The following is a 15,295-nucleotide window of genomic DNA, read 5'->3' on the forward strand; positions in this document are numbered from 1 at the left end:
CGTTCCGCCGACTCCCACGGCTCCGCCGGAACCGTGAAGAAGCCGGATGGAACCGTCCGTCGGACGTCAGGCGAGTGCGGACTCGGAGTCCGCCCCTTCCGGCAGGTACGCGTCGTAGCCGTTCTCCTCAAGCTCGTCGGCCAGCTCCGGGCCGCCGGTCTTCACGAAGTGGCCGTCGGCGAACACGTGCACGATGTCCGGCTTGATGTACTTGAGGATGCGCGTGTAGTGCGTGACCATGAGAATGCCGAACTGGTTGGCCTCCTTGGCGCGGTTCACGCCCTCGGACACGATGCGCAGCGCGTCCACGTCGAGGCCGGAGTCGGTCTCGTCGAGGATGGCGAACTTCGGCTTGAGCAGTTCGAGCTGCAGCACCTCGGCACGCTTCTTCTCGCCGCCGGAGAAGCCCTCGTTGACGGAGCGCGTGGCAAACTTCGGATCCATCTTGAGGCGCTTCATCGCCTGGGACAGCTCCTTGGTCCACGTGCGGATGGACGGCGCCTCGCCGTCGACCTCGGTCTTCGCGGTCCTGAGGAAGTTGGTCATCGAGACGCCGGGCACCTCGACCGGGTATTGCATGGCGAGGAACAGGCCCGCCTTGGCGCGCTCGTCCGGGGTCATCTTGAGGATGTCCTGGCCGTCGAGCAGCGCCTCGCCGGAGTCGACCACGTACTTGGGGTGGCCGGCCAGCGTGTAGGCGAGCGTGGACTTGCCGGAGCCGTTGGGGCCCATGATGGCGTGGGTCTCGCCGGAGTTGACGGTCAGGGAGGCTCCCTTGAGGATCTGCTTGGTGCCTTCCTTGGTTTCGACGTGGACGTAGAGGTCCTTGATTTCGAGAGTGGACATTGGTTCTCCTAACAGTCCGAAAAGTCTTGGGTTACTTGTCTTCCAGCACCTGCGCCATGGCCGCGTCCTCGCCGCGCGCCAGGCGGCGGTCGATGACGTCCATGAGATGGTCGGAGACGGCGGGGATGCCGATCTCCTCGACGAGTTCGCCGAAGAAGCCGCGCACAACGAGCTTGCGCGCCTCGGCCTCCGGGATGCCGCGCGATTCGAGGTAGAACAGCTCCTCGTCGTCGAAGCGGCCCACCGAGGAGGCGTGGCCGGCGCCGATGATGTTGCCGTTCTCGATCTCGAGGTTCGGCTCGGAGTCGGCGATGGCGCCCGGCGTGAGCACGAGGTTGCGGTTGAGCTCGTAGGAGTCGGTGCCGGGGGCGGTCGGCTCGATCAGGGCGTTGCCCACCCACGTGGAGTGCGCGCCCTTGCCGTCGAGCGCGCCCTTGTAGACGACGCGGCTGCGGCAGTCGGGATGGTTGTGCACGACCATCGTGCGGTGTTCGATGTGCTCGCCCGGGTCGACGAAGTAGATGCCGAGCATGTTGAGCTCGCCCTGCTCGCCGCCGAAGTCCTGGTCCATGCGGATGCGCACCACGTCGCCGCCGAGCGTGACGACGGAGTGGCGCAGGGACGCGCCCTCGCCGACGTGGATGCGGTGGTTGCCGACGTGCTTGGCCGTGCGGTCCCACTCCTGGATGAACGTCGTGGAGACGTGCGAGTCCCTGCCGGTCGTGACCTCGACGCCCTCGGCGAGGCGGGCGTCGCCGTCGTGTTCGACGACCACGTCGGCGTGCGCGCGGTCCGCGGCGTCGATGACGAGGTGGAACGCGTCGAGGTCCTCGCCGGCGCCGTGCACCTTGACGAGCACCGGCTGGGCGATCTCGCCGTCGAGGCGCAGGATCGTCGCCGTGGAGCCGGAGTTCCATTCGACGGCGGACACGCGGTCGTTCGGCTTGGAGACGGTGCCGGACGCCCCCTCGCCGAGCCTGACCTGGCTGAGCGTGACGCCTTCGGCCAGCGGCGAGCCGTCGATCATCGACACTTCGATCTCGGTCTCGCCGGAAGGCTTGAACACGTCGAAGAACTCGCCGATGCGGTCGATCGGCGTGTATCGCCAGTCCTCCTGGTCGCGCGCGGGCACCGGGAACGCGGACACCTCGAAGGAGCGGGGCGCGCGGTCGGCGCTCGACGGCATGGCCGCCGGAATCTTGTACGGGTCGTTCGGGTCGGCGACCGGGATGTTCAGTTCCGCCGCCTTGTTTTCGGTTTCGGCCATGGGATCAGCCCACCGATCCTTCCATCTGCAGTTCGACGAGTCTGTTGAGTTCGAGCGCGTATTCCATCGGCAGCTCACGGCTGATCGGCTCGACGAAGCCGCGCACGATCATGCCTTGCGCCTCCTCCTCGGACAGGCCGCGGCTCATCAGGTAGAACAGCTGGTCCTCGGAGATCTTGGAGACGGTGGCCTCGTGGGCCATGGAGACGTCGTCCTCGCGCACGTCCACATGCGGGTACGTGTCGGAGCGGCTGAAATCGTCGACGAGCAGCGCGTCGCACACGGTCGAGTTGGAGGAGCCCTCCGCGCCCTTGACGATCTTGACCAGGCCGCGATAGGCGGAACGGCCGCCGCCGCGCGAGATGGACTTGGCGACGATCGTGGAGCTGGTGTGCGGGGCGAGGTGGATCATCTTCGCGCCCGTGTCCTGGTACTGGCCCTTGCCGGCGAAGCCGAGCGACATGGTGCTGGCCTTCGCGTACGGCTCGGCGAGGATGCAGGCGGGGTACTTCATCGTGGCCTTGGAGCCGATGTTGCCGTCCACCCATTCCATCGTGCCGCCCTCGCGCACGTAGGCGCGCTGGGTGACGAGGTTGTAGACGTTGTTCGACCAGTTCTGCACGGTGGTGTAGCGCACGCGCGCGTGCTTCTCGACGATGATCTCGACGATGGCGGCGTGCAGCGAGTCCTCGGACCAGATCGGGGCGGTGCAGCCCTCCACGTAATGCACGTAGGAGCCTTCGTCCGCGATGATGAGCGTGCGCTCGAACTGGCCCATGGCGGGCGTGTTGATGCGGAAGTACGCCTGCAGCGGGATGTCCACGTGCACGCCCTTCGGCACGTATACGAACGAGCCGCCGGACCATGCGGCGGTGTTGAGCGCGCCGAACTTGTTGTCCTCCGGCGGCACGACGGTGCCGAAGTACTTCCTGACGAGATCGGGGTATTCGCGCACGGCGGTGTCCGTGTCGACGAAGATGACGCCCTGCTTCTTCAGGTCCTCCTGGATGGAGTTGTAGATGACCTCGGACTCGTACTGGGCGGCCACGCCGGAGACGAGGCGGTTCTTCTCCGCCTCCGGGATGCCGAGGCGGTCGTAGGTGTTGCGGATGTCGTCCGGCAGCTCCTCCCACGACTTCGCCTGCTTCTCGATCGGCTTGACGTAGTACTTGAAATCGTCCGCGTTGAAGCCCGACAGGTCGACGCCCCACTTGGGCATCGGCTTGTCGAGGAACGCCTTGAAGCCGCGCAGACGCATGTCGAGCATCCACTCGGGTTCGCCCTTGTCGGCGCTGATGTCGCGCACGACCTGTTCGTCGATGCCTCGCTTGGCGGCCTCGCCGGCCGCGTCGGAATCATGCCAGCCGTAGCTGTAGTCGCCGAACTGCTGGATGATCTCGTCATCCTGTCTGATCTTCTCCTCGTTGACGCGGGAGCGATCGGCCACGTACTGGCTCATCTCCACGTCAGCGGCGGCGTTTGGCGCTTGTGTTTCGCTCACCATCCTGCCTTCCGTTGGTCACAACATTCCTACGTCAACGTAGCAGAACCCATGCGCGAACTCCACGACCGACACCGCATGTCGGCTATGGATGAACGTGAGCTTGGTTACGGGCGATTGTTCCCCGGCACAAGGCCATAATGAGATGGAGGGGAGGTAACGATGCCGGGTGCACAAAAAGGAACAGGCTACCGCATAGGGCTCGTCGACGACGACGCATTGACCCTTGCGGCGTTGCATGCGCTCATCACGCAGCGTCTCGCAGGTGAGGGCGTGTCCGTGGCGTGGACGACGAGATCCGGCGAAACGGCCATCGATCTGTGTGTGGATGAACGGAGCAGACCGGATGCGGTACTGGTCGACATGGGTATGGATGATGTGGACGGGGCGTCGGTGTTGGAGAGGATCCGGCGTTTCTCATCACGGATCATGTTGTTGGCGATGACCTCGCATTCCCTGAACCGTTACAGGGCTTCCGCCCAAAGGGCGGGAGCCGGGATTCTGTTGGACAAGTCCGATATCGCCGGACTGCTCTGCTGCCTACGCGATTGCGTATCCGGAGACCTCAGCCCGGCCCCCGATCGGATGTCGCCACCGGCAGCCGCGGTCGTCGAATACCCCGACGGCGAATCGTCTGTTCCACAATCGTTGTCCTCCAGGGAGGCCGAAGCCATGGATTGGACCATCGAGGGATTGACGGCCAAGGAGGTGTCCCTGAAGATGTCGGTTTCCGAATCAACGGTGAAAACCCATATCCGCCACGCCATCGAAAAGCTACAGGTACGCAACAAGCTGCAGGCCGTCAGGGTATGGTCCGAAATCAGAAGAGGGCGATGATGCGCGTTCCATCCTTATCTTCCGCCGGAATAGGGCATGAACCCACAAAGCTAATCAGGCGTCCCCGTACGGCGGCGATGATAGCCATCGCCGTATGCTGCACCTGCATCCAGGGAATGGCCGATGGGGATGGCGGGCTCATGCCGCTGACCATCTTCGCCGTCTATATCGGTCTGCTGATCGGAATGTACTGGAATCCATTCCTCTGTGGAACGACGATTTTATCGCTGTCCATCGTTCTCGGCTGCGTTCCGGATGCCGATTTCCCCATGCAGTTCTGGAATGTCTGGCTGGCCTTCGGCTTGCTCGGATATGGTCGTCATCTCCTGGCGGCGGCCATGACGATTCTCGTCCAGGCCGCAGCTATGACGGGTATGTGGCATCTTCATGGCACCAGCGGTTGGAGTCTTTCCGGGATAGGAACCTTCAATGCAAGCTGCATCATCATGATCGTCGTCGGATACGCCATAGCGGAGCATCGATCGGCCGACATCCTGCGGCAGAAGGCCCTTGAGACGGCGAATGCGAAACGTGAACGCGATCTGCTGCGACGGGATATCGAGTTGGCGAGCCGCATCCATGACTCCACGACGCGTGGGCTCGCGCTCATTACGATTCTGGCGAATCAGTGCATGGATTGCCCTCCGGATGAGAGGCAGGCCAATCTGGCACTCATCCAATCCACCGCGCAATCCACGTTGGCCGACGTGCGCAAGGTGATAGACGCCCTTGAAACCGACCGAAATGCGAAGTCCGCACACGACGATGCAACGCTCACCATTGCGGATATGGTGCACGGCATCATGGAGAGCAATGATGCGGAACTGCGCAGCATCGGCATATACGGGCACAGCGCGATGCAGGGTGAAAGTGAAACGGCATCAGATATGCGTACCGTTCCGTCCGATATCATTCAGGAAATCTCGGACTTCCTGAATCAACTATATTCGAACATTGCCGTATACGGCGCCCGGGGCGATGACGCCTACTACATGCACGTGGAGATCGAGAACTCGGTGCTGTGTGTGGAGCAGTTCAATATCATCAGGAATGAATCGCGGATGTGGCCGCACCGCGGCAGAGGTCTGTCCCTCCACGCAAAACGCATCCATGCGTTCGGAGGTTCTCTTGAGACGCGCAAAGAGGAAGAGAATTGGATTGTGCGTGCGCGTATCCCTCTTTCTCATACTACCAATTGCAGAACCATGCGAACCATGGCGGACAACTGAATCCCACCACCGTCTGCATGGATATCGACGTATTCACCGTTTCCATCCGTTGATGCGAAGGGGCGTGCTGACCGACCATAAGGACCACAGCAATCATGATGCCTGATATCAATCGCATGACAACCCCTTTCCTCGTACCAACTTTATAGGCTGATGGCCCTATCGTCTTTTAGACGATGCCACCAAATATTGATCTAATATTGAAATTAAGCGGATTGCACCGGCCCACGGTTTCATCGACGAAATCGATAAACCCATATGCGAACGGGATGAACCATGACGAGCTTCCAACTCAAGATTCTGGCATGCGTGTTCATGCTCATCGACCATGTCGCACTGTATCTTCCGGGAATGCCGGTGTGGATGCATTGGATCGGCCGTCTCGCCTTTCCAATCTTTCTTTTCCTCATCGGGTGGAGCTGCATGTATACCAGCAACAGACGCCGGTTCCTCATGCGTCTGTACATCGCGAGCGTCATCATGTCCATCATCCAGTTCCTGTCATATGCCTTGCTGGATGTGCTTCCTTATACGTTTGGGGCCATTCCCATCGACGCCAACATCTTCCGTACATTGTTCCACACATGTCTCATCATCTGTCTCCTGTCGGCATCCGACGCGCGAAAAAGACTGGGCCATATGGCGTTATATGTACTGATACAGGTGATTCTCGCCGCGGCTTTGCCATTCGTCGGCCGCATGCTCGAGTCTTTGGACGAACCATTAGGGCGATACGGGATACCGTACATGATCCAGGCGGTCAGCGGCACGATCATCGGAATGGATGGAGGATTGTACTTCATCATCGTCGGCGTGTCCCTCTGGGCGGTTCGGAACAATAGAGTCCGTCTGTCGCTGGTCTTCGGGAGCTTGGTTCTCATCTATATCGTGTTGATGGCGACGCCTATACTGTCCATACTGATGGCGAAGATTACCCTTGCCTTCCCGGACGACGATGGAACGGTATTCATGACCACCAATTTCGTTATGAATACGCTTGGTTTCAACCCCGTCATACTGGGACGTTCGGCAATCACCGTCAACTACCAGTGGATGATGATTTTTTCCCTGCCGTTCATGCTGCTGTACAATCATCGACGCGGTCCGAACGTCAAATGGTTTTTCTATATTTTTTACCCTGCACACATCATCGTGCTGTTCCTTACCGGCATAGCGTTAAACAACTATATGCTGTTCTGATACACACCGAATAATCATCTCCCTCACCTCCATGTCGCCGTCAGAAAGACGACCTTCATAAAGACGATGACCGGTGTGGGTGGCCATCCCTATAGGAGATGGCCACCCACACCGGTCATCGCATCAATCGCTCAGACGAGCGCCGAAAACAGACCGTTCAGCGTTCGCGCTGGTGGTCGAGCGCGGCCTTGACGAGGCCGGCGAACAGCGGGTGCGGCTTGGTCGGGCGGCTCTTGAACTCCGGGTGCGCCTGGGTGGCCACGTAGAACGGGTGAACCTCCTGCGGCAGCTCGACGAATTCGGTGAGCTCGCCGTCCGGGCTCTGGCCGGAGATCCGCAGGCCGCCTTCGCGCAGACGATCCTTGTAGGCCACGTTCACCTCGTAGCGGTGGCGGTGGCGTTCGGTGACGTGCGTGGAGCCGTACAGCTCGGCGACCAGCGAACCCTCCTCGAGGTCGGCCGGGTAGGAGCCGAGACGCATGGTGTGGCCCATGTCGCCCTTGCCGGCGACGATGTCCTTCTGCTCCTCCATCGTGGCGATGACCGGGTTGACGCAGTCCGGCTCGAACTCGGTGGAGTTCGCGTCTTCGATGCCGAGCATGTGGCGGGCGTATTCGATGACCATGGACTGCAGGCCCAGGCACAGGCCGAGCGCAGGCAGCTTGTGCTCGCGGGCGAACTTGAGGGCGCCGATCTTGCCGTCGATGCCGCGGATGCCGAAGCCGCCGGGCACGACGATGCCGTCGACCTGGTCGAGCGCGGCGGCCGCGCCCTCCTCGGTCTCGCAGCGGTCGGCCGCCACCCACTTGACGTTCACCTTCGCCCAGTTGGCGAAGCCGCCAGCCTTGATGGCCTCGGTGACGGACAGGTAGGCGTCCGGCAGGTCGATGTACTTGCCGACGATCGCGATGTTGACCTCGTGCTTCGGGTGGTGGACGCGCTCGAGCAGGTCCGCCCACTCGTCCCAGTCGACGTCGTGGAACGGCAGTCCGAGCTCGCGCACCACGTAGGCGTCGAGACCCTCGTTGAACAGGATCTTCGGCACGTCGTAGATGCTGGGCGCGTCCACGCAGTTGACCACGCCCTCCGCGTCCACGTCGCACATGAGGGAGATCTTGTCCTTGATGGACTGGTTGAGCGGACGGTCGGAGCGCAGCACGAGCGCGTCCGGCGTGATGCCCAGCTGGCGCAGCATCATCACGGAATGCTGGGTCGGCTTGGTCTTGAGCTCGTGGGCGGCGGAGATGTACGGCACGAGGGAGACGTGCACGAACATGCAGTTCTCCTGGCCAAGCTCGCGGCGCACCTCGCGGGCCGCCTCGAGGAACGGCTGGGATTCGATGTCGCCGACGGTGCCGCCGATCTCGGTGATGATCACGTCCACGTCGTCCGCCGCCTGGGCGCGCATGCGGGACTTGATCTCGTTGGTGATGTGCGGGATGACCTGCACGCACTGGCCAAGGTACTCGCCGGCGCGCTCCTTGCGCAGCACCTCCTGGTAGATCTGGCCGGTGGTGACGTTCGCCTTCTGCGAAAGGAACACATCGAGGAAGCGCTCGTAGTGGCCGATGTCGAGATCCGTCTCGGCGCCGTCCTCGGTCACGTACACCTCGCCGTGCTGGAACGGGTTCATCGTGCCCGGATCCACGTTGATGTACGGGTCGAGCTTCTGCTGCAGCACATGCAGACCGCGGGAACGCAGCAGACGGCCGAGCGAGGACGCCGTCAGGCCTTTGCCGAGGGAGGAGACCACGCCGCCGGTGACGAAGATGTGCTTGGTGACGTGCTCTTGCGAATTGCCATGTGTTCTTCTAACCATGGAATTTCACTCTATCACGCGCATGTGACCCGGCGTGTTCGCTCCGGAGGCATCGCCGTACGCCGCTTCAGGTGCGACGCGCTTTCGGCGACGCACAGCACGCCGAGAACCGTCAACGGCAGGAAGTACCGGTGCTGCATGCCCTCGACCATGACGGAGCCTGCCGGCGTGTACTGGAGCCACAACGCCAGATAGGTGAGCAGCGCGATGCCGACCATCACGGCCGACGTGCACCACCAGAACACCGTCTCCCGCGCGTCCATGGCCCGGCGCGCGGTAGCTATGGCGAGCACGACCACCATGGCCAGCATCGCCGCCCAGCAACAGCGGATGAGCCACGTGTCCACGGGCCTCTCGAGGTTCGCCCGCCCGGTGACGACGGACAGTCCGATCGCCTTGAGCGTCGCCAGCAGCGCCTGTGGGTCGGTGAGCATCGCATGCTTGCGTTGCTCCATCTCGGCGTAGGGGACCATCATCGGCGTCGTGACGAACCATCCGGTGAGCCTCATCCACACGGCGAGCCATGCCATCGAGACGACGACGCCGGCCGCCGCGATGGGAAGACCGGAGCGGGACGTCGATTGCGACGGGACCGACGACGCGGCCTCGTCGCAATCGGCGTCACGTGGGGCGGACCCGATGCCGTGCGATGCCGCCCACGCGGCCGGCAATGCGAGCAGCACGAGCGGCGCGTAGATGAACTTGCACATCGCGAGCAGCACGCACACGACGGCCGTCGCGGCATGACCCGCGACGGCCGCGCGCCGGTGCAGCATGCGCAGCAGCATGCAGGAGAGCAGGAACGTCAACGCCTGGGTCAGCGAGTCGGCGGATATGGCGAACGAGTAGCGGTAGAGCAGCACCGGGCACAGCATGACCAGTCCGACGAGAATCCTCCACTTGGGCAGCAGGGCGACGGCCGCCGCGGCGCAACCGGCGTACACGACGAGCATGATCGTCTCGGCGAGCAGGTAGGTCGCGCCAGCGGTGAGCCCCAGCGCCCTTCCCAACGCGAATCCGGCGAGCTGCGGCAGATAGGCCGCCGGCGAGTTCGTGGCCGTGTTGTTGTACGGCACGTCGGCACCGGAGGCGTCCGAGACGGTGATCGTGTCGGGGAGGATGATCGTGGGATCGTGCCCTTCGTCGCGTTCCAGCGAAAACTCGATCCACTCCCAGTCGACGTGTCCGCCCACGTTGCCGTCGCGGTGGTGCAGGTAGCTCATCGATTCGACCGGCCGGGCGAGCACGTCGCCGTTGAGGATGCCGTCCACCCGGTAGACGTGAGACCAGATGTCGGGAATGCGCCATGGCGGCATGTGCGTCATGAACAGTCCGCCGATGAGCAGGGTGCCTATGGCGACGACGACGGGCATGACGGCACGCAGCGTCGTGAACCATGCCCTGCCGTTCCCGCCGCCGGTATGTTTCGATTCGTCGGTACGACTCATATACGGAAAGGTTCCTGGGACGATCCGGAAATCAGCCGTTGACGATGTGGGCGACGGCGTCGAGCGCCAGCTTGTAGCCGTAGAAGCCCATGCCGGTGATGGTGCCGGTGGCGACCGGGGAGATCACGGAGCGCTTGCGGAACTCGTCGCGCGCGGACGGGTTGGAGATGTGCACCTCCATGAGCGGCAGGCCAGCGTCGCCGACCATGTGCGCGGCGTCGGCCAGCGCGTACGAGTAGTGCGTGAACGCGGCCGGGTTCATGACGACCGGCGTCTTCTCGTCGGCGGCCTGGTGCATCCAATGCACCATCTCGGATTCGTCGTCGGTCTGGCGCACCTCGACCTCGAGGCCGAGTTCGGCGCCCCATGCGGTGCACAGGCGACGCAGCTCGGCGAGGTCCTGACGGCCGTACACGTCGGGCTGGCGCACGCCGAGGCGACCGAGGTTCGGTCCGTTGACGACGATGACTTTGGTGGACATGGTTCTCTCTCCTCCTTCGGACGGTTCAGTGCTGGATGCGGCGGAACGCCTCGCGCACGGCGTCGGCCGGCGGATCCTCGAGGTGGATCATATGGCCGGGCGTGCCGTCGAGGACGACGAAGCGCAGCTTGTTGCCGCGGGCCTTCTTGTCCTTGTGCATGAGCGCGAGCACGTCGTCGAACGAGCCGCCGTTCCACGAGATCGGCAGTCCGAGCGAGCTGAGCAGCGCGCGATGGTAGTCGACGAGCTCCTGGTCGATATAGCCGAGCTGGTGGGCGAGTTCGGCCGCGTACACGCAGCCCACGGCGACGGCGTTGCCATGCCTCCAGCGGAAGTGCTCGAGCTTCTCGATGGCGTGGCCGAGCGTATGCCCGTAGTTGAGGAACTCGCGCTTGCCCTTCTCCTTGAGGTCGGCGGACACGTGGTGCACCTTCACGGTGACGGTGCGTTCGATGAGCTCGCCGACCACGTCCTCCAGCCCGGAGCCGAGGAACGTCGCGCCGTCGAACGCGCGCAGCTCGTCGGCGTGCTCTTCGAGGATGCGCAGGATCTCCGTGTCCTCGATGAAACCGGATTTCGCGACTTCGCCGAGACCTTCGATGAAGATGTCGTTCGGCAGCGAGGCGAGCGTCTTCGTGTCGGCGAGCACACCGGCCGGCGTGTAGAACGAGCCGACGAGGTTCTTGCCGGCCTCGGTGTTGATGCCGGTCTTGCCGCCGGTGGAGGCATCGACCATGGCGAGCAGCGAGGTCGGGCAGTTCACGTAGCGGATGCCGCGCATCCACGTGGCGGCGATGAAACCGGCCAGGTCGGTGGCCGCTCCCCCGCCCACGCCGACGATCGCGTCGGAGCGGGTGAAGCCTTCGTCGCCGAGGCGCGTCCACACGCCGTTCGCCACGTCGACGGTCTTGCCGGCCTCGGCGTCGGGCACGACGATGTCGACGACGTCGTAGCCGCCCTGGCGCAGCAGGGTGCGTGCACGGTCGGAGTGGCGCTGCACGGGCTGCGTGTGGATGAGCGCGACCTTGGCGACCTTGTCCCCCAGCACGTCGGCGAGATGGTTCATCGCCCCTTCGCCGATCACCACATCGTATGGTTCGATGCCGCTGCCGGTCACGTGGACCGTGCGTTCGCCGATCATGTCCATCACCTTCCTCGCCGCCATCTGCGGCGTCTGTCTGCGCGTGCGTACATGCACGTTCGCGACCTCGCGGAACACGGGGTCGCGCTGTTTGTACAGTTTCCTCCAGCGCGCGTTCGCGTCGCCGTTGAGCATGGGGCGGCCACCACCGCGGTTGGCGCGTTCCATCGCCTCGTGCGGATCGGCGTCAAGGTAGACGACGCGGCCTCCGTCGGCGATGTAGTCGGCCAACGCGTCCTGCGTGGACGGGGTCATCGGCGCTCCCCCGCCGAGGGAGAAGATGCCGTCGAAGTCCTCCAGATAGTCGGCGATGAGGTCGGCCTCCACCTCGCGGAACGCGGGTTCGCCGTACCGTTCGAAGTAGGCGGGGATCTTCATCCCGACCTCGCGTTCGATCTCGATGTCGGCGTCGGCGAACGACAGGTGCATGAGGTGCGCCACCTCCTTGCCGACGCGGGTCTTGCCGGCGCCCATCATGCCGATGATGACGGCTTTCGGGCGGATGATGCCGCGCCTCACCTCATGTGCTCCGGCCAGGAGGCGAGGTAGTTCTCGCAGTTGCGGCGCGTTTCGGCGACGCTGTCGCCGCCGAACTTCTCCAGCGCGTACTTGGCGAGCGTGAGACGCACCATGGCCTCGGCGACGACCGATGCGGCGGGCACGGCGGTCGAGTCGGAACGCTGGTTGATGGCCTGCGCCGCCTCGCCGTTGGCGACGTCCACGGTGCGCAGGGCGCGCGGGATGGACGGAATCGGCTTCATGGCAGCGCGAACGCGGATCGGCTGTCCGTTGGACATGCCGCCTTCGATGCCGCCGGCGCGGTTGGTGAGGCGGGTGATGCGGCCGTCCTCGCCGGGCACCATCTCGTCGTGCGCGGCGGAGCCGGGGCGCACGGCCTCGAGGAAGCCGTCGCCGATCTCGACGCCCTTGATGGCCTGGATGCCCATGACGGCGGAGGCGAGGGCGGCGTCGAGACGACGGTCGGATTCCACGTAGGTGCCGATGCCCGCGGGCACGCCGTAGGCGATGACCTCGATGACGCCGCCGACCGTGTCGGCGTTCGCCTTGATCTCGTCGATGCGTTCGATCATGCGCTGCTCCGCGGCCTTGTCGAGCGTGCGCACCGGGGAGGCGTCGAGCGCGGCGACGTCGTCCGGGGTGGGCAGCGCGGCGTCGTCGGCGTCCTCGATGCCGGCCCCGCCGATGGAGATCACGTGGGCGACGGTGCGGATGCCGAACGCCTGCTCCAGGAACTTCGCCGCGATCGAGCCGAGCGCGACGCGCGAGGCGGTCTCGCGCGCGCTGGAGCGTTCAAGCACCGGACGGGCGTCGTCGAAGCCGTACTTGCGCATGCCGGTCAGATCGGCATGGCCGGGGCGCGGACGGCTCAGCGGCGCGTTGCGGCCCTCGCGCGGAATCTCATGGTCGAGCGGGTCGGCGCTCATCACCTCGGTCCACTTCGGCCATTCGGTGTTGGCGATCTCGACGGCGATCGGGCCGCCGAGCGTGGAGCCGTGACGCACTCCGGTCAGCAGCCTCACCTTGTCCTGCTCGAACTTCATGCGCGCGCCGCGGCCATAGCCGAGTCGGCGGCGCGCCAGCGCGTCCACCACGTCCTGGCTGGTGACGGACACCCCCGCGGGCAGCCCCTCGATCATCGCGACCAACGCCTCGCCATGCGACTCCCCCGCCGTCTGCCAACGCAACATACTCTCTCGCTCCTCCATGGTCGTACGCCGCCTCGCCGCCAGTCGGGACATGGCCCGTGGCCGCGGCGTGGGCGGCTCTCGCGTTTTGCAACTAGGGGTTAATGTTAAGGCATGCCATACCTGTATTGTCTGCCCGGTCTCATTTGCGGCATCGCCCTCGCCGTCGAGGACGTGCGCCGGCGGCGCGTGCCGCGCACGTGGGTGGCTGCCGGATGCGGGTTGCAGCTCGCCGCGGATCTCGTGTGGGCGGCGATGGCCAATGATTTCTTCACCGTGCTGCAGGCGCTGCTGTTCACGGCCCTGTGCGCGGGCGTCCAGCTGCTGCTCGCCCTGGCGAAACCGGGGGCGCTGGGGCTCGGCGACGTGACGGCGATGCTGCCGTCGGGGCTCGCCGTCGGCGCATACGGACTGGTCCATGTGGCCGTCTGGTGGCTCGCGATGGGTGTGCTGGGTCTGGTGTTCGTCGCCGCGTGGACGCGTCTCGACCCCCAGCGCGGGACCCCCTATGCGGGCAAGGCCCCGTTCGTCCCGGTGATTGTGATGGCCGCCGTCGTCGCCGTGCTGGCCTGATACGGATGTGGGCTCCTCCCCGTTTCCCGGGAAGGAGCCCACATGGTTCCAATCGCGTTGCGTATCAGTTCGCGTCGGCGTTGTTGCTCTTGTACTCCTGCACGAACTTGTCGAATTCGTCCTCGTTGTCGGTGAACTTGGTCTCGCCGCTCTGGAGGTCCACGGTCACGAAGTACAGCCAGTCGCCGTTCTCCGGGTGGAGCGCAGCGTCGATCGCGTCGTCGCCCGGATTGGAGATCGGCGTGGGCGGCAGCCCCTTCCTGATGCGCGTGTTGTACGCGTTCGAGGAGTCGTCGAGCATGGCCTGCGTGATGTCGGCGGACTTCACGTTGTTGCCGTAGGCGACGGTCGAATCCATGCCGAGGGTCATGTTCTTGTCCAGACGGTTGAGAATGACGCGCGTCACCTTGCCGTAGTACTCCTTCGAGTTCACCTCGGCCTCGGCGATGGAGGCGATGTTGAGGATGCGCTCACGCTCGTCGCCGGTCGGCACGCCGAGATCGTCGAGCTTGGCGATGCGCCTGTCGACCATCATCTTGAGGATGTCGGAGGCGGACTTCTTCGACTTCACGTCGTACTGGCCGGGCTCGAACCAACCTTCGAACTTGCCCTTCGCCTCGGCGGGCAGGATGCCGCTGCCACCGCCGTCGACGACGGACTTGAATTCGGACTCGTCGATGCCGCTCAGCTGGGCGGCGTTCGCGATCACGTCGGACACGCGTTCGCCGGACTTCACGTCGAGGAAGCCGGTGGCCTTCGTCTGGTCGGAGAGGATCTCGACCGCGTCGGCCGACTGCATGTGGTACTGCATCTCGTACGTGCCCGGGTAGAGCGTCGCCGAATTGGCGGACACCGTGGCCGCGAACGTCTCGGCGGATTTGACGATCTTCGCCTTGACGAGGTTCTTGCCGACGGTCAGCGAATCCTGCCCTTGTTCGATGGTGAAGTAGACGGTGCCGTACGCCTTGCCTTTGAACTCCTGGGAGATGCTCTCGTTGTACGCGTTGACCGCGCGGATCGCGGCGATGCGCCGGTAGCCGAAGAAGCAGCCGACGCCGATGAGCGCGAGCACGACGAGGACGGCGACGAGGACGATCACCTTCTTCTGCCGTCCCTTGCGACGATGCCTGCGCATCTCCTTGCGGGATTTCGGAGGCCTGGGCGGTTCGGCCGCCGGCGCGGCGGAATTGCCTGAGACCTTCTGCGCGTTCTCCTCGAAGAAATCGTTGAAGCTTTCGGACATCACT

13 protein-coding genes are annotated in these 15,295 nt (G+C 64.2%); 4 read left to right on the plus strand and 9 right to left on the minus strand.

Going from position 1 to position 15,295, the window contains the following annotated elements; translation table 11 throughout:
* Positions 1–66: 66 nt before the first annotated feature.
* The 3 genes from sufC to sufB are packed head-to-tail and all read right to left on the minus strand — an operon-like array spanning position 67 to position 3,617.
* A complete protein-coding gene (gene sufC / locus AC1AYN_RS04125; protein WP_476501606.1) occupies positions 67–846 on the minus strand; it encodes a Fe-S cluster assembly ATPase SufC in 780 nt (259 codons plus the stop codon).
* A gap of 31 nt (positions 847–877) precedes the next feature.
* A complete protein-coding gene (gene sufD, locus AC1AYN_RS04130; protein ID WP_476501605.1) occupies positions 878–2,113 on the minus strand; it encodes a Fe-S cluster assembly protein SufD in 1,236 nt (411 codons plus the stop codon).
* A gap of 4 nt (positions 2,114–2,117) precedes the next feature.
* Complete coding sequence (sufB, locus tag AC1AYN_RS04135; RefSeq protein WP_034528076.1) at positions 2,118–3,617, minus strand: Fe-S cluster assembly protein SufB; 1,500 nt, start codon at positions 3,615–3,617, stop codon at positions 2,118–2,120.
* 159 nt (positions 3,618–3,776) lie between these two features.
* Between sufB and AC1AYN_RS04140 the strand changes: the two genes are divergently transcribed.
* The 3 genes from AC1AYN_RS04140 (at position 3,777) to AC1AYN_RS04150 (ending at position 6,880) form a co-directional block, all read left to right on the plus strand.
* A complete protein-coding gene (locus AC1AYN_RS04140) occupies positions 3,777–4,451 on the plus strand; it encodes a LuxR C-terminal-related transcriptional regulator (RefSeq protein ID WP_476532252.1) in 675 nt (224 codons plus the stop codon).
* Positions 4,452–4,528: 77 nt separating this feature from the next.
* Positions 4,529–5,680, plus strand: a complete 1,152-nt coding sequence (locus AC1AYN_RS04145; RefSeq protein WP_476532254.1) for a hypothetical protein — start codon at positions 4,529–4,531, stop codon at positions 5,678–5,680.
* Between the two features lie 276 nt (positions 5,681–5,956).
* On the plus strand, positions 5,957–6,880 hold the full coding sequence (locus AC1AYN_RS04150; RefSeq protein WP_476532256.1) for a TraX family protein: 924 nt from the start codon (positions 5,957–5,959) through the stop codon (positions 6,878–6,880).
* A 157-nt stretch (positions 6,881–7,037) separates the two neighbouring features.
* On the opposite strand, the gene AC1AYN_RS04155 is transcribed toward AC1AYN_RS04150, so the two are convergent.
* Genes AC1AYN_RS04155 through aroC form a run of 5 tightly spaced genes read right to left on the minus strand, consistent with a single transcriptional unit; the run spans position 7,038 to position 13,478 of the window.
* Entirely contained in the window at positions 7,038–8,699 is a 1,662-nt protein-coding gene (locus tag AC1AYN_RS04155) for a CTP synthase (protein WP_476532258.1), read from the minus strand.
* Between the two features lie 14 nt (positions 8,700–8,713).
* Positions 8,714–10,147 (minus strand): DUF2142 domain-containing protein, encoded by a 1,434-nt coding sequence (locus AC1AYN_RS04160; protein WP_476532260.1) that lies wholly within the window; start codon positions 10,145–10,147, stop codon positions 8,714–8,716.
* 31 nt (positions 10,148–10,178) lie between these two features.
* On the minus strand, positions 10,179–10,628 hold the full coding sequence (gene aroQ / locus AC1AYN_RS04165; RefSeq protein ID WP_034528071.1) for a type II 3-dehydroquinate dehydratase: 450 nt from the start codon (positions 10,626–10,628) through the stop codon (positions 10,179–10,181).
* A gap of 25 nt (positions 10,629–10,653) precedes the next feature.
* Positions 10,654–12,276 carry a bifunctional shikimate kinase/3-dehydroquinate synthase gene (locus AC1AYN_RS04170; RefSeq protein WP_476532326.1) on the minus strand — a complete coding sequence of 541 codons (1,623 nt, stop codon included), beginning with the start codon at positions 12,274–12,276 and terminating at the stop codon, positions 10,654–10,656.
* An 8-nt stretch (positions 12,277–12,284) separates the two neighbouring features.
* Positions 12,285–13,478: a chorismate synthase gene (aroC, locus tag AC1AYN_RS04175; RefSeq protein WP_476532262.1), complete on the minus strand. Its 1,194-nt coding sequence runs from the start codon at positions 13,476–13,478 to the stop codon at positions 12,285–12,287.
* Positions 13,479–13,589: 111 nt separating this feature from the next.
* On the opposite strand from aroC, the gene AC1AYN_RS04180 reads away from it, so the two are divergent.
* On the plus strand, positions 13,590–14,048 hold the full coding sequence (locus AC1AYN_RS04180; RefSeq protein ID WP_476532264.1) for a prepilin peptidase: 459 nt from the start codon (positions 13,590–13,592) through the stop codon (positions 14,046–14,048).
* Between the two features lie 64 nt (positions 14,049–14,112).
* Here AC1AYN_RS04180 and mltG read toward each other — a convergent pair whose 3' ends face one another.
* Positions 14,113–15,291 (minus strand): endolytic transglycosylase MltG, encoded by a 1,179-nt coding sequence (gene mltG, locus AC1AYN_RS04185; protein WP_476532265.1) that lies wholly within the window; start codon positions 15,289–15,291, stop codon positions 14,113–14,115.
* Between the last annotated feature and the right edge of the window lie 4 nt (positions 15,292–15,295).

This window comes from Bifidobacterium sp. LH_413 (genome assembly GCF_056357015.1).